Consider the following 19,283-nt stretch of genomic DNA (forward strand, 5'->3'; position numbering starts at 1 on the left):
TTAATTCTATAAAAACTATTACCAATTATCTAATATATACTTTTACTTACATTATAAAGAAAGGGAGTGTCCATACCATGAAAAAGAGAATACTTGTGCTTTTATCTATGGGTTATGGGTACTCTACTGCAGTTTTCTTTTAGAAAAATAGTAATTGGTGGAGTCTGCCTAATTATTTAAGAAGATATGCAGAAAATTTATAACGAGTGAGGTAATATTATGAAAGAAATTATTAGAAAAAACCCTAAGCTAATGCCAAAACCAGTAGGTGACTACAGTCATATCACTAGAGTGCCTAAAGGGGCAGCCTTAATAGTAACATCAGGTCAAGTAGGAACAGATATGAAAGGCAATGTTCCGAAGAGTTTAAACGATCAAATAACTAATACTTTTGCAAACATGAAAAAGGTTCTTGAATCAGAGGGGTTGTCTCAAAAAAATGTTATTAAGGTTAATATCTGGGCGACTGAAGAAATAGATTGGGATTATTTCGACCTTAAATGGAATAAGTTTTTTGATAATGAATTCCCATCAATGACAATTGCATATATAACAGCATTAGGATTGCCTGAATTAAAAATAGAAATTGAACTATGGTGTGCTGAAACTTAATGACAAAAAAGGAACAGTGTTTTACTGTTCCTTTTTTGTCATATTCTGTTCTTGTTTCTACTTGAGTTAACCTGCACCGTTAGTAGAACAAGAAACTTTAACTAACAGGATTTCTTATCAATCTTTTTTATAAGTGTTCAGACTTTGAGAACTAGGTTATGTTCAACCAATTATAACTGAAAGAATTAAAAGATTAGAACAAGAGTTAGAAACTCCTCTACTACATAGATATAACAAAGGTATTTCACTATTACCATCATAACCTAGACACGGCTGCCGACATGGATCGGCAGCCGTGTTACGCTAACGGGCAGGTTAGTTCAAAAGTTCGCGAGTGCGGATATACTGGCAGATTTAACCGTGAAAGAAGCAATTACTGAGAATGAGAATAAACAAACCATATGGTCAATCGTGAATCATCTTGTTTCCTGCAATGAAAACTGGCTTGAACGCTTTAAGGCTGGAGAAATTGTATTGAATAATGCAATTAACAATGATGAAACATTTTCTTTGACTCCAGATCATTTGAACGATTTTGGCTGGAGGAATACATTAACAAGACTTGAGATTGTTTTTAGCGATTGGAGAACTGTTTTAGAAGAAATGAAAAAAATCTTACAACAACTTCCAGAATATTTTAATGCTCCTTGGTGGGAAGTTGTTTCTAATTTGAGTATTCATAATGCATATCATATCGGACAAATCATGTTGCTAAAAAAACAAATTCGAGCTAATGAAGGTTCCTTCGAATACACCGTATCTATGCTGCGGGCTACGCCCCTTTGTTCGCTAGATGTCGTAAGTAGGGAAGTAATGGTATACAATATTTTAGATGACTAACAATTGGGAGGATTACATTGAAGAAAATACGAAGTAAAACAGGTTCATCAACAATATGTGTCATTCTGCTTATCGTGATCATTACTTCTATAGTTTGTTGGAATGAACTTGGAGCTTTGATAAGGATAGGAAATTATGATAATGCAGATGATATGGTGAAAACCGTAATGTCCAAATCAGCCACTCCAGGAGTAGCAGTGGTATTATCAAAGCAGGGCAAGACAGAATATAAGAATTACGGATATGCAGATGTTAAGAATAAGAAAAGGGTTAGTGAAGAATCATTGTTTGAATTGGGATCGACTACCAAGGCATTTACGGCTTTGGCCATAGTTTTATTAGGAGATGAGGGTTACTTATCTTATTCAGATTCTATTTCAGATTATCTTCCGTCGTTTGAGCCAACTTTTAAGAGTGTGAAGAGTGATATTACTATTAATCAGTTGTTAGCTCATACAAGTGGAATCCCACCGTGGAGTATTCAGTTAATTCCTGAAGGTACTACGGAGGATATGCTTGAAAAAACTATACATAATATTTCAGACATTGCTTTAGATACGTATCCTGGGACAGCATATAATTATGCTACCGTTAATTATGATATTTTAGCGATGATTATTGAAAAAGTTACAGGTAAACGTTATCAGGATTACATAACTGAAAATATACTGGTTCCTTTAGGAATGACTGACAGTTATTTTTCAACAGGTCAGGAGAAGGAATCTGATAAACTTACCAAAGGTTATCGTGTATTTTTTGGTAAGGACTTAGAATATAATGCCCCAAGATATTATGGAAATATTGCTGCAGGATATTTGGTAACTAATTTAAAGGATTTAGAACGCTGGGTTAATGCCCAAATGGGGATAGGCGATATACCTGATAATCTAATGAATGCTATACAACGATCTCATCAAGTCGAAGAACAAACCGCTGGATATGAAGATGAAAATCAATACTATTCATTCGGATGGAGTATTGATACTAAAAGTAGAGTTGTTAGCCATAGTGGCGCTAATCCTAATTATTCCTCACATGTTATTATTGATTTAGAAAAGCAGCAGGCCATATTTGTGTTGGCTAATATGGATTCAAATGCTCCATTGCAAATTGCTAATAATATATATGAAAATATAAATGGAAATCCTATGAAAAAATATAATTATGATGACGTTCATGTATTAACTGATTTGATATTTTCATTATTAGTCATCGTAGCAGTCGTTAACTTATGTCTTAAGGCAATTAAACTAGTTAGAGGAATAGAACTAAACATTAAAGATGAAAAGACAAGAGTCAGCAAGTTAATTGGAAGTCGTGTCAGACTTATCTTAAGTATTATATTTTTGGTATTGGTATTCATTTGGCCTTTTCTATTCAACTTTAATTATTATATGATAAGGGTGTGGATGTCGTATTCAGTATTTCTTTGGATGGGTCTTGCTGCTATCAATTTCATTCTATCGATTACTATTAATATTAAAAAAATAGTATTAATTAGAAGAAGTTTATAAAAAAATATGGGGCGTTTTGACCTGGATGGTAATTTCATTGAAGTTTGGAGCAAACCAGAGGGTAAGGATTGATAATATTAAACTAGCGGGACACTATAGCTTAATAGATAACTAAGACACGGCTGCCGACACGGATCGGCAGCCGTGTTACGCTAATTGGCAGTTATGCGTAACTTCCAGGGAATGTAAACATCTAAATAACGTAAGGAACGAAGAGGCAAACAATTCATGGGAGGAACGAATGTATGGGATGCGGAGTGGGAGGTTAACGAAGAGCAGGCGCGGACGCTGATCGGCAGACAATTCCCTCAGCTGTCATCGAAGCAAGTGAAGCGATTAGACTGGGGCTGGGACAATACGGTTTTTCTCATCGGTGGCGAGTACGTGTTCCGGTTTCCAAGAAGAACGATTGCAGTTGGCTCGATTCGTATGGAAGGGAAGCTGCTGCCGAAGCTGGAGGCATATATGACCATCCCCTATCCGAAACCGTTGTTTTATGGCGAAGCAAGTGACGAATACCCGGCACCATTTCTTGGCTATGCCTACGTGCCAGGAGATTTCCCAATCGGTTTGACGGAAGAACGCCGGGCTTTATCGGCAGAGACGCTGGCGAAATTTTTGCGGAGATTGCATGAGTTTCCAGTGCAGGTGGCGCTGAAGTGCGGAGTTCAACAAGATCATCGAAACTTGACGGACATAGCATCGCGCAAAGTGAAATTGGAGGGCTTTCTATCAAAGGTGGTTGAACACTAGTCGCCGGAGGAGTCCGGTGTGATCGAAGCGTATATTAGCAGGCTGCAAAAGGACCGTGTCGAGGCGGTGAATGCACTACTACATGGCGATCTTCATTTCAAAAATATGCTTTGAATGAGAACGGGATCGTTTCCGGCATCATTGATTGGGGCGATCTGAGCGTAGGCCATCCGGCTTGCGATTTGAGCGTTGCTTATAGCTTTTTACCACCTTACGCTCGCGGCGTGTTTTTCGAAACGTACGGAGGAGCGGACGAGGAAACGAAGCTGCTGGCGCGGCTGATCGCGGTATACATCCCCATAATAATCTTAATGCAAGCGGTCGATGACGGGAATGAAGCGATTGCGGCAGAGGCGAAATCCAACATCATGCGGGCACTGTCGGATTAGGCTCATTATTTCGTTGCGCTAACAGGACACGATAACTCAATTAACCGCCTTTTCACAAAGGCGGTTTCCTTTTGGTCACACATCAACATTAGAATTTAACATAGCCATATAGAAAGAAAAGCAGTGGAATCCTTCCGTTCGGATTCCACTGCTTTCTCACCCTATCCAATTGTTTATTTATCTCTTATTTCACTACGCCATTAACCGCATCCGCGAACCATTTGGTAATGATCTGCGGCCTTGTAATCGCACTGCCGACTACGACGCTATATGCGCCCATCTCAAGTGCACGAGCAGCTTGTTCCGGTGTATTGAAGTTACCTTCTGCAATGACAGGCTTCTTACACTTCGCAATTAACTCTTCAAGCACATCGAATTTCTCAATACCTTGAGATTGCGGTGTGTAGTTAATAAGAGTTGTTCCAATATAGTGGAAGCCAAGACGGTCAGCACGCAGTCCCTCTTCTGCGGTTGAAATGTCAGCCATGAATTTTTGATTCGGATATTTTACGAACAAGGATTGCAAGAATTCGTCCTCTTGATCCATTGTCGCTTGTACCGCGATAATTTCAACGCCAGCTGCGGCTAACGCATCGACTTCCGTCATTGTTGCTGTAATGAAAGATTGTTTATCAGGATACTCTTGCTTGATAATCCCGATAATCGGCAAGTTTACATTCTTCTTAATTTCTTCAATGTCTGCAACACTATTGGCGCGGATACCTACCGCACCGCCTTCTACAGCTGCAATTGCCATGCGTCCCATAATAAAGGGGCTATGAAGCGGCTCTTCCGGAAGGGCTTGGCAAGATACAATTAGTCCTCTATTCACAGTATGTTCCTCCTTGATGCTTGTTTTACTCTTCTCCGATTGCCTCGTTAATCTTCTGTTTGATTAAGTCAGCTTTAGCGCCAAAGATCGCTTGGATACCACCACCAGATACTTCAAGTACCGCTGTTGCACCGAGTTCTTTGATTCTGTCTTTATCTACTTTAGATACATCTTTAACTGCAACACGTAGGCGTGTAATACATGCGTCAACGTCTTCTAAGTTTTCTTTACCACCAAGTGCAACAAGAACTTTCATTGCTGTGTCATAAATGCTGTCTTTCGTCTGAACTGCAACTTCTTCTCCATCGCTTTCACGACCCGGCGTTCCAACGTTGAACTTTTTGATCAAGAAGCGGAATAAGAAGTAGTAAATAACAGCCCAGATTAGACCTAAGATAATGACATAAATCCAGTTTGTCTTGTCGTTGCCTTGCAACACACCGAACAACATGAAGTCGATCGCACCACCAGAGAACGTGTTACCAATGCGGATGGATAACATATCTGCAAGCATGAAGGATAGACCATCTAGGAATGCGTGAACCACATACAACCAAGGAGCGACGAACAAGAACATGAACTCGATCGGCTCTGTAATACCTGTTAAGAAAGAAGTAAGCGCACCACTTAAGAACAAACCGAATACTAACTTACGACGATTTGCCGGCACACAGTGGTACATTGCAAGACACGCCGCTGGAAGACCGAACATCATCGTTGCAAAACGACCTGCGAAGAAGCGAGTTCCTTCAGAGAACAATCCAACATGGTTCGGATCTGCAAGCTCTGCGAAGAAAATCTTCTGTGCACCAACAACTTGCTGACCTGCAACTGTTGCTACACCGCCAAGTTCTGTGAACCAGAACATCGGATAAATCATGTGGTGAAGACCAACAGCACCAGTTAGACGAAGCAAGAATCCATAGAAGAATGTTCCAATATAACCCATGCTAGCGATTGCAGTTCCTGCTGAAACGAGCCAGCCTTGGAATGTTGGCCAGATCAAGAAGAAGATCGCACCAACGAAGATTGCTGTAAATGATGAAATAATTGGAATGAAACGTGAACCCCCGAAGAAGCCGAGGAATGATGGCAATTGAATGCCTCTGTAACGATTATTTAAGTAAGTCACCAAGCAGCCGATTACGATCGCACCGACAACACCTGTATCGATCGATTTTACATCGGGACTAAAGATTGTGATCATCGAACCGATGGATGCGTTCATTACCAAGAAAGCAACAGCCGCTGCAAGTGCAGCAGTACCTTTATCTTTCTTCGCAAGACCGACAGCTAAACCAATACACATGATGAGTGCTAAGTTAGCAAAGACGACATTACCTGCAGCGGACATAATTTGGAATATAGCTTGTAAGAATGGTGTATTCAGAACTGGGTAAGCTGCAACCGTATTCGCATTCGATAATGCACCACCAATTCCGAGAAGCAAACCAGCAGCAGGCAGGATTGCAATCGGTAACATAAATGCCTTGCCCAGCTTTTGCAATTGTTTAAACATGAGAATTTTCCTCCTTGTAAATCATGTACTTCCCTTTGATACGCTCATTGTATAGCATAAAATAATTATAGTAAATACCTTTTCTCTAAAATAATTTTAAATATTTAATGGTATCAACCGCTTTCATAACGTTATTTTTCCATAAAAACACAAAAAAATACCAGTAAGCGCTTTACAAAACGTACATTTAGTACGCTTTCTAAGTCTTACTGGTATGAAAATAATTGGGTAACTATTCCTTCTTATTATGTTCCAAAATGGTATGAATTGTCATTTGCATGCGGCGATTCAGGTCTTCATTCGAGAGCAAGATCATACATAGCATGTCGAACGCATACATCACCGAAAACTGACTGTTCACGAATCTTTCTTTATCAATGAAAAGTGTATTCGACACTAGAATATACGAATCTACTTGCTGGGCAAGTGTACTTTCTGAGAAGCTCGTAAAGCAGATCACCTTGGCATTGTTGTTCTTCGCAATGCGCGTCGCATCTACGATTACAGGTGTTTCGCCGGAAGTCGAGATCGCAATGACCAAGTCATTCTCGTTAACAAGTGAGCTGTTAATAAGCATAAGATGGGAGTCCGTAATACTCTGCACGTTAAAGCCCATCCGCAGTAAGCGCAGCATCATTTCATTAGCTGTAAGCCCTGAACTTCCAATTCCGTATATGAAAATTCGCGATGCTTTCGTGATTTGTCCAGCCATCCGATGCAAAAATTTAATATCCATCAACTGATTCGAACGCTCAATCACCGCTTGATAGAAGTTATATACTTGCGCCAGAATATCATCCTCTGTCGCTGGAGTCGTTGCATGACTAAGTCCACCTAACTGCACTTTCAGATCCGCAAAATTGTTGCAGCCGATCTTCTTGCAAAAGTGTGTGATCGTCCCGTTCGATACACCTACATGGCTTGCCAGGACAGATATATTCATGTTCTTAATTTCTTTACCCGCTTGAAGAATGTAATTGGCTATCAACTGTTCTTTCTTCGAGAACTTCGGATATAACTGCTGAATAACCATAAGAATATCCACTAGAATTCATCACCACCATCCAAGAATTGTAGCAAAAAGCAGGGCTCGATTCAACTTTTCTAACGCGAGCGGATAGTTCGTGTCGCAATACAAAATGCCCGCTTCTAAGCTGTATAAGCTTTAGAAAGCGGGCATCCTATTTTACAAGTCAAACTTAAGATTTAATTGTATTCTCGTGCGTCTGTGAAGCTTTACGTTTATTGAACAAGTATGTGTACAAGCGAATGTATTGACCGACTAAGATCGCATTGATGATCGTACCTTCACGGATGAATTTAACTTCAGCCAAGAACAAGAGACCGATACAAGCCGACACGACAAGTAAGGAACAATCAAACACCGTCTTCACGTTCCCCCACTTCTTGCCGAACTTGTTCACTACTGTGTTTACGAACAAGTCTACCGGAATCAGTACGAGATTCGCTTGAATCATGAGATATAAACCGAAAGCTAAGAAGGCATCACCAATGGCAAGAAGAATGAATTTCGTATAATACACATCTAGCTTGATGAAGCTCGTTAACCCTAAGTTAAAATCCAAGAAAATACTAAGTGCTAGTGCCGGAATTAATCCCGCAATAAACGTAATTTTGAATTTTTTCGGCGCAACAACGTACGCAAGCACCAACATGATAAGTTCCAATAGGAAAGAGTAAGTTCCTTGACTAAGTGCAGGGAAAATAACGGTCATCGTTCGCGTCAAACTGCTCTGAGGTGAAATACCAATACCTGCTCGAATAGCTAAGCTAATACCTAAAGTTAATATATAAATACCAACTAAATAAACGATCCATCTCTTCGTTAAACTGCCGCTAGACATTGCAATTGCGCTATTAGGTTGCATATATCCTCACTCTTTCCATAGAAAATTAGAATTTAATATTATTCCATGAAGCGGAAACGATGAAGAGAAATAAATAGACTAAGAAGCTTGTTCACAACAGGCTCGCCTTCATTACGGTTACCCAATTGTTCTAACGCAGCGTCAATGCTTGCCGCACTTGCTGTAAGTTCATCCACGGTCATGTTCGCCATAACCCCGTGAATTTCAAGAGGCATCACACTCTTAATCGCCTTGTTCTCGGTAACGATACATGCGCCTGAGTATTGGTCCACTTCTTTCAAACAGTAGCACATCTCGTCACTTTCTTGTCCCACTGCTACGAAATAAGGAGTCGGAGCTGGCCAGAATGTCGCTACTGCACCGCTTTCTACGTATACCCCTTTAAATAAACCGCTTACAACATGTCGTTTGTCACTGGCATAACGCTGAACTACAGACAAACGGCTTAATTTCTCACCTTCATGCTCAGGTACGATCTTACCATTATGGATCGGAACCCAAATTTCTTGGTAGAATTTCGCATGACCACGACCATATACGTCGAACATATACACTTTCGCCTTCGTACCATCTTCCGACACTTCTAGCGGTACAATATCCAGCTCTTCCGGCTGTAAGTCTTCAAGACCTCTTACACCCTTCGTACACATACCGGAGTAGTCGATCTCCGCATTCTTAAGTAACTTCTTGTCTTTGGCAATCAGTTCACCATCTTTAAATACGTATAGCGGATTAATCTTAGACAAGCTGTCTGTTAGAACGATATCTGCGAAGCGTCCAGGTGTCAATGAACCAATCTGATCTTCCATATGGAACGACTTCGCCGCATTGTAGGAAGCCATCTTAATCGCCTTGATCGGACTAATCCCCATCTCTGCACATAGCGAGATAATCCAGTCCATATGCCCCATCTTCTGCAAGCGCTCAATCGAGATGTTGTCCGTACATAACATAAAGTTATCTGTCGGGAACTTACGGTCTACGATCGCACGAAGTAAATTCTTAATCACTTCACTGCTGCCGACACCGAACTTGATTTGTGTTGCAAAACCATAACGAATGCTCTTCTCAATATCGTTCACATTCCATACATCATGGTTGTTCGATACGCCAATGGCTGGCAAGTAATTCAAGATCATATCGGAAAGAGCAGTTACACCCCAATGTCCGTTAATAAATCCGCCCTTTTCTCTCACCCATGCTGCTTTGTGGAAATCATCTTCATCGCCTGAGCTGTATGTGAAATGCTCAAACTCACCTAATCCGATGACCGGTTCCATATCTAGTACTGCTTTTGTTACATGTGCGGCTACCTTCTTACCCGGTGCAAACGCATACAATCTGTAAGGCAGTTTATCGTAATCTTGGAATAAGCTCTTCGCTGCTTCAATTCCATCCTCACCTGCTGCACTTAGTAGATCCAAGCACTCCGCATAAATCGTTGTCGTTCCACAAGGAACCATCGCTTCTGCTAGTGCAGTCGGATTCGCAAGCTGTGATTCAAAGTGTAGATGCGCATCAATTAAGCCTGGAATCGCATATAACCCTTTGCCGTCGAATACTTCTTTCACTTTGATTATAGATTCATCGGGATTAAGTGCAACAATTCGTTTGTCATAGACGAGAATCGAACCTTGGTAGACGGTTTCTCCGTGTACGTCCAAGATGTTCAAGTTCTTAAGAAGAAGATCTGCTTCATACTTGCCGTTTAAAATGTCAAAAATCGTGTGGACTTTATCCAGATGGTTCACTGCTGTAAGTTTCATGTGTAATGCTCCCTTTCTTTTGTCATTTTATAAGTAGAGCGGTGAGGCTCATTCTTAACGTTAATTTGAGTTAGATTAGATCTAGTTAATCGTTTAACTAATGTTGAAAAATATATAATCGTTACATTTGGTTAAACGATTAACTAAAACTGAAAAAGATATTCTGCCTGATAAGCAATCATTCTTCAAAACTTATCAAGCAGAGTTACGTTCTACAATAATAGGTTCAAGCACCGTTACCGGTTCATACGCTTGTTTGCGGATTTGGCTAAGAATAATCTCAGCACTTTGAATCCCGAGTTCTCGGTCTTGCAAATCAATACAAGTCAGCTCTGGACTGGAAATTTGTGAAATGATTGAATTCCCCAAGCTCACAACCGCTATATCATCCGCAATCTGTACGTCCGCTTTAACAAGTGCCTTCGTCAGATGTGCAGCAAGCATCTCGTTAAGGACAAACACACCGTCGATGTTACGCTCAAGCAGCATTGGGATACAATCTTGGGATAAATCCATCCCATTATCCACTTTAAGAATGATCGGTCCTTGCTCATTGTTGCTTGCTTGTCGGTAGCCTTCTTCAAAGTAAGCAAGTAAATCATTCGGCAAATGCTTATGTACGAATGCAATGCGATTCTTTCCTTTGGCTAGTAGATGCTCAGTCGCAAGTTTACTTGCTTGAACCATATCCGGATACACGAGCGGGAAGCCGTTATAGGCAATCCGTCTGTTCGCGTACACCACCGGAATTTTCCAGCCCACCACATCCTGAATACTTTCCTTAAAGGACATATCCGAGAATAACCCGATAAAGATAATACCTGCGATCATATTCTCTCGCATGAGTTGAAGAATTTCATCTTCACTAAGCTTCAGATTGTCGACTTCGTATATGAATAAATTGTAGTGATGCTTACCCAGTGTCTGGCTAATGCCAGAAGTCATTTCGGAATAATACTGATTGTTAATCTTCGGCAGAATGACCGCGATATTGAACGTCTCCCGACGCTTGAGTGCTTTCGCAACAACGTTCGGTACGTAACCTAGCTCTTTAATCGCAAGCTGGATCTTCGCCTCGGTTTCTTTTTTCACGACGATATCGGAATTTAAGAATCTCGACACCGTACAAGCGCTTACATTTGCGTGTTTCGCAATATCCTTAAGTGTAACCATCGGGACCTCCTTGCTATAAAAGCCAAGTTAAACGCATTTAGTTAATCGATTAACCTGTTGATGGGAACATCATAGCATGGTATTAAAGCGCTTGCAAGAAAATTCTATTATTTAAGTGTTAAGTGCTGTCTATAAACTTTAGATATGTATTTAGTGTTACGTAAAATGTGATGGAAGCAACAAGACCCAGCTTAAGCATCAACCAATATCCGAATCTCGGTAGGCTTAGAAGATGTTAATGATATTATTGAAGATTTAAGTCAGGCTTTACGAACGATTCATAATAAAAATAACAAGACAAACGAATAAGCGTCCGATTCCCTTCCGCTTTTAGCAAATTGAAGGAGTTGGACGCTAATTTTATTCCATCTATTGTTATAACATTTGGCCTAATGTCTTAGCTTGATCATCTAGCTTGCCAACAGCTTTGCTAATCCCTGTGAACTCTTCTACCACTAGCTGAATCTGACTTTGACTATTGACAATTGCACTTTGAGAGGTTTTTGTGCTTTGACTGACTCGATCAATATGCTTGGAAATGCCTTCGATGGTCGCTTGGATCTCCTGTGCAGCTTCACTAACGTTCTTCGCCAACTTCCGAACTTCAGTGGCTACAACATTAAAACCTCGTCCATACTCCCCTGCGTGTGCCGCTTCAATCGCAGCGTTTAAGGCAAGTAAATTGGTATGTGATGCAAAGCCCCTAATCGTCTCTACGATACGGCGGACAGCTATGTTCTGCTGTTCTAAGTCATGAAGATAGACTAGACTTTGCTCATTATCTTCCACGAGATGAGCAATTACCGAAGCAACCTGTTGATTACGTGTTATTCCATCCTGCGTACGGGTAAACAATTCTTCTGACATTTTTTTAAGTTCACTTGATACTTGGGCTTTCGCAACTTCTCGTTCTGTTATATCAGTTGCTACTTTTAGGACTGCCACTACTTGACCCTCTTCATCTAGAATAGGCATATAGGTGGCTTCAAGATTAAGCATTTTTTGGGTCTTAGATACACGAATGATTTTTTCTTGAAACATTTTGCCACTTCTTAGGTTATGCCAAAACGTCAGATAATCGGAACTACTCGCATAATCATCCGTACAAAATTGCCTATGATGTACACCAACTAACTCGGATAAAGTGTATTCCATTGCATGTGCAAAATTCTCATTTGCCCACAGCACTTCTCCCTGCGTATTAAATTCAATCATCGCAAGCGATTGCTCTAAAGCAGCAAGTACCGCTTTGTCGTTTAAGACTTGCTTCGTATGTATTGCCATTATTCCCCTCGTCCTCCTACATTCACTTCGTTCAAATACCTCTCTACGCACCGCTTCTCATCATAGCAAATAATGTTAAAGAACAAAATCCCCATAGTGTATACACCTTTTGTTAAAGTGTCCACTCTATAGGGATCATTTCAAATGATAAACTCTAGGAAGTGCTCCTACATCTCTCGAATCGTCTCTGCAATCTTCGTCATCATGGAACATTCAACCCGCTTACGGAAGACGTCACAACTAAATTCATGGATACCGCTAATTGATCCTGTTGCATGCAAGGCATTGGCAGGACAGCCACCGCTGCAGTAAAGCTTCGCCCAACAATCCTTACACTCAGGCTTTGAATAGCAGTTGTTTTCTTTAAACTGACATTCTAGATCTGAACGCGTCACACCATCCCAGAGATTGCCCATACTGTATGCTTCATCGCCAACGAACTGGTGGCAAGGGAACAGCTCTCCCCAAGGTGTGACAGCCAGATATTCTGTACCCGAACCACACCCTGTGATTCGCTTCTGAATACATGGACCTTCTGAGAGATCCAGCATGTAATGATAGAACGTAAATCCTCTTCCTTGCTCGCCACGCTCAATCATTTCCTTAGCAAGAATCTCGTATTGATTATAAATCTCTGGTAGATCCTCTTCCGTAAGTGCATAAGGTTCCTTAGAATCACAGATGACCGGTTCCATCGAAATTTTATCAAAGCCAAGGTCTGCGATATGGAAAATATCATTCGTGAAATCCACATTGTTGCGTGTATATGTACCCCGAATATAGTATTCTTGATCGCCGCGCTTCTCAATAAATTCCTTGAACTTCGGTACAATATGCTCGTAACTTCCTTTACCCGTAATTGTCTTCCGAAGTCGATCATGCACGCCTTGTCTTCCATCTAAGCTGAGTACGACATTGTACATTTCCTGATTCAAGAACTCCGTCACTTCATCATTTAACAGCATGCCGTTCGTCGTAAACGTAAAGCGGAAGTTCTTCTTATATTCCTTCTCACGGCTTCTCGCATATGCGACGATCTGCTTCACGACTTTCCAAGCCATTAATGGCTCCCCGCCAAAGAAATCGATGTCCAAATTCCGGTGATGACCGGAGTTCTCCAACAAGAAATCAATGGCTTTTTGTCCAACTTCAAAGCTCATGATTGCACGATCGCCCTTGTACTCACCTTGACTAGCGAAGCAATAGTCACAGGATAGATTGCACGTATGCGCAACATTAAGACACAGTGCCTTCACGTATGTTTTTCTCTTTTTCAAATCCATAGAGAGATTCTCATATGCATCGCTTGTAAATAGCTGTCCACTATCTTTAAGTCCGCCAATTTCCTTAATCGTATCTCGAATAATTTCCTCGGAAATGTTAGGATCATGTTCATATTTAACCTGCATAGACTGCAGGATTTCGTCTGTCGTTACGCTCTCATACATCGCGATAATGTCATATGCCAAGTCATCGACCACATGCACTGCTCCGCTATAGGTATCAAGCACGATGTTATATCCGTTAAGTTGATATTGATGAATCATATTCGTTAATCAGACTCCTTTATCCAACCAAGTTAAGACCAAAAAAATAGCCGCCCATCTAACTTTCAACGGGCGGTGAATGATACTGCTTATTTGTTCATTGCATTTTCACAACGTTGATTGGCAACACCACAGGATGTTTTACATGCGGATTGGCAAGAAGTTTGGCATGCACCGCATCCGCCGTATTTTACCGTTTCCAATAGTGTGCGTGTACTTAGTGTTACGATTCTCTTCATGATGATTAACTCCTCTGCTGTCAATGTGATCAGTTTCACTTATGTATGCTTGAACAATGGTATCAGCAATATAGTGGTGCAACAATCAAATTGGTCACACTTACTATGATTTCCCCTCCAAAATAAGCAAAGACCACCTCCATGATGTTGGAAGTGGTCGAAGCACCATCATTAAATTATCTTATGAGAGCGAACCTAAGCTTTTAACTCACTTACCTTGACCACACGCTGCTCCTGCCAAGATAGATTGGATGCCTCCATCAACTTCGTCAGGTCAATAGCCATTGCAAGGTTATATTCTGTTCGAAGTCCCGTATGTATGCTGTTCACCCACATGTCGAATGAATTTGTCGTAGGGGATTCGATAGGAATCTCGATATGCCCTTCAGCAATAGTTGAACTGCGAACATATAGCTTATCCGCATCTTGGAATCCATATAGTAAGGTTCCTGTTGTTCCATGTATTTCAATTGTAAAAGGTGAATGCGGCGTAACAAATCCAGTCTCCACAATACCGATTGCACCACTTGGATAAGTTAGAATCGAGATGGCGTTATCCTCTACTTCTCTACCTGTCACATAGCCATATTGGGTACTCACACGATCAGGTTCACCAAGGAATAGTCGCGTTAAATACATCGGATGGCAGCCAAGATCAATCATTGCACCACCATGTGTTTCGCTCTTGTTATAGAAATGCTCAGGTAGCCAATTGGCGATTGCGCCATTATGAGCTACACGTACACGCACTTGGGTGAGTTCTCCAAGCCACTTATTGTCCAGTACTTGCATAATCGATTTTGTATACCCATGGTACAGTCTTGGAAGTGAGACTGTTAGACTTACACCTGCTTCACGAACAGCTTGTATAATTTCATTTGCTTCTCTAAGTGTAGGAGCGAGTACTTTTTCCGTAAAAATATGCTTTCCAGCTCTCGCAGCTTGAATCATCACATCACGATGTGTACTTGTTGGACTGTCTACAATGACAGCCGTAATATCATCTTGACTTAGCAACTCTTCTAAAGTGTTGTAAAAAGGGACTCCTCTATTCTCTGCTTCTTGTCTTCCACGCTCTGGATTCTCATCCCAAATGCCTACAATCTCCGTGTCAGGATGTTCATTTGTAAGTTTAGCGTAGTCGCCAGCATGTACATGCCAGAAGCTGATCATACCTACCTTAATCATGCGTCACCATTCCTTTCGCTTCTATAAATTCCACACCTTAAAACTTTTAGCGAAAATCATCGTACTTCTCGATTAACGTAACATAGGAATCATTTATTTTTCAATGAAAAATATATCGATTACACCACACATCAGATCGTGTATAATTTTCCATAATCATACAGTATAAATCTGGATTTGAGGTGTTAGATGATTAGTATACAAAAGATGTCCATTCTAGCTCTTGGTATGACCCTCATTCTCCTTCAAGGTTGTTCAGTGAATACGAGCAGTCCTGATCATCAAGAGCTAGTGAAACGAAAAGATCAAGAAATTGCAAACCTACACCAAGAAATTGAAGCCCTAAAGCAAGTGCGGAAGAACTATCAGTCCATTGTTACACATATCGTCGTATGACAGATGTGAGTAATATCGGTGCAAGCAGTACAGTAAAGATGTATTTCAAAAAAATCGATGGTAAATGGATGATGCAGTCCGTACACAGACAGATTCATTAAGATAGAATAAACCGCCATCATTGGATGAAGGACACTAGTAACTCCTCCGTGACAATACGAATCGATAGGCAAAATAACAAGCGACCAACAAAATCGCTGTCAATGTGAAAATGCTCGCACCACCAGCTTGAACGAAGATCATACCCCCAACAATCGGTCCAATTGAGCGAGAAATATCCCAATGTGTGCCGTGGATGGAGAAATATAGCCCTCGTTTCGTTGCAGGAGCAATTTGAGCTACGTATTGCTGTAATCTCGTAAGTCCAAGACTCTCTCCGATCGTCAATAGTAGCTGTGCCGCTATTAATGGCCATAGTAGAGTTGAGTATCCATATAATAGGGACGTAACCATGAAGCAGAGACAAGTGATCAACATGATCGATTGGAGAGGAAGCTTCTCCGTCTTCTTAATTAGCCAAATTTGTAGCCCGATAGATAGACAAGCCTTCACCGTTGCAAGTATTGCAATAATCGACACATAATCGGCAAATGTAGCTTGAACATGCAGTCGGAATACCGTCTCTGTCTGTGCGTAAAAGAAACTAATTGGCAAGGCGCACAGCATTAAAAGCAAGACAAATTGATGATTCCCTATCCAGCGCTTCAAATTCACGAACACTGAATCTGTAGGTTCATGAGACAAATACGAATCTACTTTCACTGTTGTCTTCGTAAGATTTTCATGTATTTCATTAGCAACCCCTGGTGCTGTCTCGTCAATCTTTTTCCAAAATACAAGTGAATAAATAAGTAGTGAGCAAGCCTGTATACCAAACACATAGCTTGGCTCGAAGGCAAATACCATCATCCCTAGTACTGGGCCGAGTCCTTGACCGATATATCCGAGTGTATTCAGTACACCATATACTTCTGCCCGCTTCTCATCAGGTACAACATCCGCGATTTGAGCACGCTCTGCTGGAATATAGAAGGAGCGACCAATACCATTTAGGATGTATAAGCTTGCGAACAGCCAGATTGATTCTGCAAACATAAATCCTACCATCGCAACGATTTGCATCCCTAGAGCACCTAGTATGATCGGTTTTCTTCCGAAGCGATCTGCAATATTTCCCCCAGCAATCGTCGCCCCAATCTCAGCAAGTGGCTGCAGACTAACAATAATTAATGGTAATAGAACAGAACCTTCTAACTTCGTATGTAAATACAAAAGTAAAAATGGTGCAAGCATTGAGCTTGTCAAACTCGTTAATAATTCACCGAACATTCTGATCTGTATCGTGATATGATAGTTTTGCTTGATGTAGTGCCATGTATGTGCAATCTTCTTCATCTGTATTCCCCCTCTGTTTCTCACATTGTAAGTCAGGGGGTTGAGTGTAAAAAGTGAAGAGATTTCTCAGGTTTTTTTCAGCTTTTGTCAGAAAGGAAATCACATTATGCAATTACTCGAAGATTACGATCGTATTCGCACACCCCATTCTAATATTCCACTGCAGCAAGGAATAACGATCACTATCGAGCAATTATCTAACTTACTTTGTTGCACGAAGCGCAATGCGAATCTCATTATCCGCAAGCTAGAAGATCAAGGATATATTCGTTGGATACCTGGAAGAGGTAGGGGCAATCGCTCGCAGCTCATATTTTGCAATGAAATAGAAGATATCTATGTAAAGATAGCTAAAGAACTCGTCTATACCGGGAAAATTAAAGCTGCACTCGCCCATCATCAAAAATATCGCCACAGATTCCCACATGCCTATGCTAAGTTCCAAAATTGGTTTGATACGCAGTTCGGTTTCCAGCAAGAGCATTACGAGGACAAGCCTTATGATACGCTGCGCCTCAGGATCGATTACGAAATTACTAGAATAGACCCTGCTCAGATGTATTTGCGCTCAGAAAACCATATTGTGATGCATACGACCGATACATTGCTTCGATATGATGCACGTACGAACAAGGTAATACCTCATCTTGCACATCATGTTGAAAGGGATGAAGAGGGACTTACGTGGACGTTCTTCCTGCATAAAGGTGTTCAATTCCATGATGGCAAGGAACTTGACGCGCAGGATGTAAGTTATACTTTTAAACGTTTGGGGCTTGTATGCTCACCTTATCGCTGGCTGACAGCGAATATTGCGCATATCGAAGTGATCCATGCGTATACGTTGCAATTCCAACTGCATTCCCCTTGTTATTGGTTCGATCGACTTTCAAGCAATCCACACTTGTCCATTGTACAAGCAAGTGCTGATGGGCGTAATCGGATCAATGGTGAACTTGCACTCATTGGTACAGGTCCATTTCGACTCACCCGAAACGATGAATCCATGCTCGTATTAGAAGCTTTTTCGTCCTATTTTCGTCAGCGTGCCCTGCTCGATCGAGTAGAAATTTGGGTAGTGCCGACACATAAGGACGATCAGAATAGAATGGAGAATTCCTATGGTCTGCAATATATACCATCAATGGAGCATAATCTTACACTCGAAGCTAACAGTCGAGCCGAAATGGAGTCAAACAGAACTTCAGTCCGTACGGAATGCAATGTGACTTATCTAAGCTTTCAACAAAATAGGGACGGTATTGTATCAAGCCCCGATTTCAGACATGCGATCTCCTTGATTCTCGATCCGACTGCCATCGTACACGAATTAGCGGGTGAGCGATCTGAAGCAGTCAACCGCTTTTTCTCGCCAAATCTTATAAAGCTGAATGCAACAACAATGGGATTAGATGAACAGAAACGGAAGATTACAGCATTACTTGCCAAGATTCCGTATCAAGGTGAATCCCTTCGCCTGTATACGTTTATGGAAGCAGATCATAGAGAAGATGCTACCTGGATTCAGCAGAGATTTGCGAAATATGGAATACCCCTGTCAGTACACTACTTAACACCTGAGGAATTGTTAGATCCCTCAAAGATTCTAGAAGCTGATCTGGTTCACGACAGTGCTACAATCGGAGAAGATGCAGAGTTATCCTTGCTACATGTATTTCAATCCGAGAACAGTCTTCTCCACATGCAATTTAGCGACGAGCAACGCAATCTCGTTCAACAGTTCACTTTGGAAATTTTTCAAATAAAAAGCAAAGGTGAACGATATGAACGGTGGACAACATTTGAGAATGAGCTGTTATCACACCATAGCTATCTCCCCCTGTACCACAACCGCATAACGATGCTTGCACAGCCTGATCTTGAAGGGGTATCCATTAATGCGCAAGGTTGGGTCGATTATTACAAGTTATGGCTACGGAATTAAGA

16 protein-coding genes and 2 pseudogenes are annotated in these 19,283 nt (G+C 41.1%); 7 read left to right on the plus strand and 11 right to left on the minus strand.

Annotated elements, in window-relative coordinates:
* Positions 1–219: 219 nt before the first annotated feature.
* The 5 genes and pseudogenes from NV379_RS14980 to NV379_RS15000 all read left to right on the plus strand — a co-directional run bounded on the left by NV379_RS14980 (position 220) and on the right by NV379_RS15000 (position 4,108).
* Complete coding sequence (locus tag NV379_RS14980) at positions 220–612, plus strand: RidA family protein (protein ID WP_258208136.1); 393 nt, start codon at positions 220–222, stop codon at positions 610–612.
* Between the two features lie 148 nt (positions 613–760).
* Positions 761–871, plus strand: a pseudogene (locus NV379_RS14985) (helix-turn-helix domain-containing protein); the annotation flags it as partial.
* Between the two features lie 101 nt (positions 872–972).
* Positions 973–1,452, plus strand: a complete 480-nt coding sequence (locus NV379_RS14990) for a DinB family protein (protein WP_373426119.1) — start codon at positions 973–975, stop codon at positions 1,450–1,452.
* 17 nt (positions 1,453–1,469) lie between these two features.
* The gene (locus NV379_RS14995; protein ID WP_258208137.1) at positions 1,470–2,966 is read left to right on the plus strand and encodes a serine hydrolase domain-containing protein; all 1,497 of its coding nucleotides are present in this window, start codon (positions 1,470–1,472) and stop codon (positions 2,964–2,966) included.
* A 228-nt stretch (positions 2,967–3,194) separates the two neighbouring features.
* Positions 3,195–4,108: pseudogene (locus NV379_RS15000) on the plus strand (phosphotransferase).
* Between the two features lie 184 nt (positions 4,109–4,292).
* Here the strand turns inward: NV379_RS15000 and NV379_RS15005 are convergent.
* From NV379_RS15005 to NV379_RS15050, 10 genes are all read right to left on the minus strand, one after another.
* Positions 4,293–4,940: an N-acetylmannosamine-6-phosphate 2-epimerase gene (locus NV379_RS15005; RefSeq protein ID WP_258208138.1), complete on the minus strand. Its 648-nt coding sequence runs from the start codon at positions 4,938–4,940 to the stop codon at positions 4,293–4,295.
* 25 nt (positions 4,941–4,965) lie between these two features.
* Entirely contained in the window at positions 4,966–6,459 is a 1,494-nt protein-coding gene (locus tag NV379_RS15010) for a PTS transporter subunit EIIC (protein WP_258208139.1), read from the minus strand.
* Positions 6,460–6,691: 232 nt separating this feature from the next.
* Positions 6,692–7,504 (minus strand): MurR/RpiR family transcriptional regulator, encoded by an 813-nt coding sequence (locus NV379_RS15015; RefSeq protein ID WP_258208140.1) that lies wholly within the window; start codon positions 7,502–7,504, stop codon positions 6,692–6,694.
* Positions 7,505–7,658: 154 nt separating this feature from the next.
* Entirely contained in the window at positions 7,659–8,348 is a 690-nt protein-coding gene (locus NV379_RS15020; RefSeq protein ID WP_258208141.1) for a YczE/YyaS/YitT family protein, read from the minus strand.
* Positions 8,349–8,386: 38 nt separating this feature from the next.
* Positions 8,387–10,114, minus strand: a complete 1,728-nt coding sequence (locus NV379_RS15025; protein ID WP_258208142.1) for an amidohydrolase family protein — start codon at positions 10,112–10,114, stop codon at positions 8,387–8,389.
* 195 nt (positions 10,115–10,309) lie between these two features.
* The gene (locus NV379_RS15030) at positions 10,310–11,287 is read right to left on the minus strand and encodes a LacI family DNA-binding transcriptional regulator (protein WP_258208143.1); all 978 of its coding nucleotides are present in this window, start codon (positions 11,285–11,287) and stop codon (positions 10,310–10,312) included.
* 375 nt (positions 11,288–11,662) lie between these two features.
* Positions 11,663–12,571 carry a methyl-accepting chemotaxis protein gene (locus tag NV379_RS15035; protein ID WP_258208144.1) on the minus strand — a complete coding sequence of 303 codons (909 nt, stop codon included), beginning with the start codon at positions 12,569–12,571 and terminating at the stop codon, positions 11,663–11,665.
* Between the two features lie 167 nt (positions 12,572–12,738).
* Positions 12,739–14,118 (minus strand): thioether cross-link-forming SCIFF peptide maturase, encoded by a 1,380-nt coding sequence (gene scfB / locus NV379_RS15040; protein WP_258208145.1) that lies wholly within the window; start codon positions 14,116–14,118, stop codon positions 12,739–12,741.
* Positions 14,119–14,207: 89 nt separating this feature from the next.
* The gene (gene scfA, locus NV379_RS15045) at positions 14,208–14,357 is read right to left on the minus strand and encodes a six-cysteine ranthipeptide SCIFF (protein ID WP_258208146.1); all 150 of its coding nucleotides are present in this window, start codon (positions 14,355–14,357) and stop codon (positions 14,208–14,210) included.
* A 195-nt stretch (positions 14,358–14,552) separates the two neighbouring features.
* Positions 14,553–15,545 (minus strand): Gfo/Idh/MocA family protein, encoded by a 993-nt coding sequence (locus NV379_RS15050; protein WP_258208147.1) that lies wholly within the window; start codon positions 15,543–15,545, stop codon positions 14,553–14,555.
* Positions 15,546–15,734: 189 nt separating this feature from the next.
* Between NV379_RS15050 and NV379_RS15055 the strand changes: the two genes are divergently transcribed.
* Complete coding sequence (locus NV379_RS15055) at positions 15,735–15,941, plus strand: hypothetical protein (RefSeq protein WP_258208148.1); 207 nt, start codon at positions 15,735–15,737, stop codon at positions 15,939–15,941.
* 135 nt (positions 15,942–16,076) lie between these two features.
* On the opposite strand, the gene NV379_RS15060 is transcribed toward NV379_RS15055, so the two are convergent.
* Complete coding sequence (locus NV379_RS15060) at positions 16,077–17,336, minus strand: MDR family MFS transporter (protein WP_258208149.1); 1,260 nt, start codon at positions 17,334–17,336, stop codon at positions 16,077–16,079.
* Between the two features lie 106 nt (positions 17,337–17,442).
* Here NV379_RS15060 and NV379_RS15065 point away from each other — a divergent pair, with 106 nt between their 5' ends.
* Positions 17,443–19,281, plus strand: a complete 1,839-nt coding sequence (locus tag NV379_RS15065; protein ID WP_258208150.1) for an ABC transporter substrate-binding protein — start codon at positions 17,443–17,445, stop codon at positions 19,279–19,281.
* Positions 19,282–19,283: the final 2 nt, after the last annotated feature.

Source organism: Paenibacillus radicibacter (genome assembly GCF_024721995.1).
Taxonomy (GTDB): Bacteria; Bacillota; Bacilli; order Paenibacillales; family NBRC-103111; genus Paenibacillus_AM; species Paenibacillus_AM radicibacter.

What these genes read in the sequence shown, in the direction of transcription:
- NV379_RS14980 (WP_258208136.1), top strand. Translation starts at nt 220, where the DNA reads ATGAAAGAAATTATTAGAAAAAACCCTAAGCTAATGCCAAAACCAGTA.
- NV379_RS15065 (WP_258208150.1), top strand. Translation starts at nt 17,443, where the DNA reads ATGCAATTACTCGAAGATTACGATCGTATTCGCACACCCCATTCTAAT.
- NV379_RS15060 (WP_258208149.1), bottom strand. Translation starts at nt 17,336, where the DNA reads ATGAAGAAGATTGCACATACATGGCACTACATCAAGCAAAACTATCAT.
- NV379_RS15035 (WP_258208144.1), bottom strand. Translation starts at nt 12,571, where the DNA reads ATGGCAATACATACGAAGCAAGTCTTAAACGACAAAGCGGTACTTGCT.
- NV379_RS15030 (WP_258208143.1), bottom strand. Translation starts at nt 11,287, where the DNA reads ATGGTTACACTTAAGGATATTGCGAAACACGCAAATGTAAGCGCTTGT.
- NV379_RS15050 (WP_258208147.1), bottom strand. Translation starts at nt 15,545, where the DNA reads ATGATTAAGGTAGGTATGATCAGCTTCTGGCATGTACATGCTGGCGAC.
- scfA (WP_258208146.1), bottom strand. Translation starts at nt 14,357, where the DNA reads ATGAAGAGAATCGTAACACTAAGTACACGCACACTATTGGAAACGGTA.
- NV379_RS15025 (WP_258208142.1), bottom strand. Translation starts at nt 10,114, where the DNA reads ATGAAACTTACAGCAGTGAACCATCTGGATAAAGTCCACACGATTTTT.
- NV379_RS15020 (WP_258208141.1), bottom strand. Translation starts at nt 8,348, where the DNA reads ATGCAACCTAATAGCGCAATTGCAATGTCTAGCGGCAGTTTAACGAAG.
- NV379_RS15055 (WP_258208148.1), top strand. Translation starts at nt 15,735, where the DNA reads ATGATTAGTATACAAAAGATGTCCATTCTAGCTCTTGGTATGACCCTC.
- scfB (WP_258208145.1), bottom strand. Translation starts at nt 14,118, where the DNA reads ATGATTCATCAATATCAACTTAACGGATATAACATCGTGCTTGATACC.
- NV379_RS15010 (WP_258208139.1), bottom strand. Translation starts at nt 6,459, where the DNA reads ATGTTTAAACAATTGCAAAAGCTGGGCAAGGCATTTATGTTACCGATT.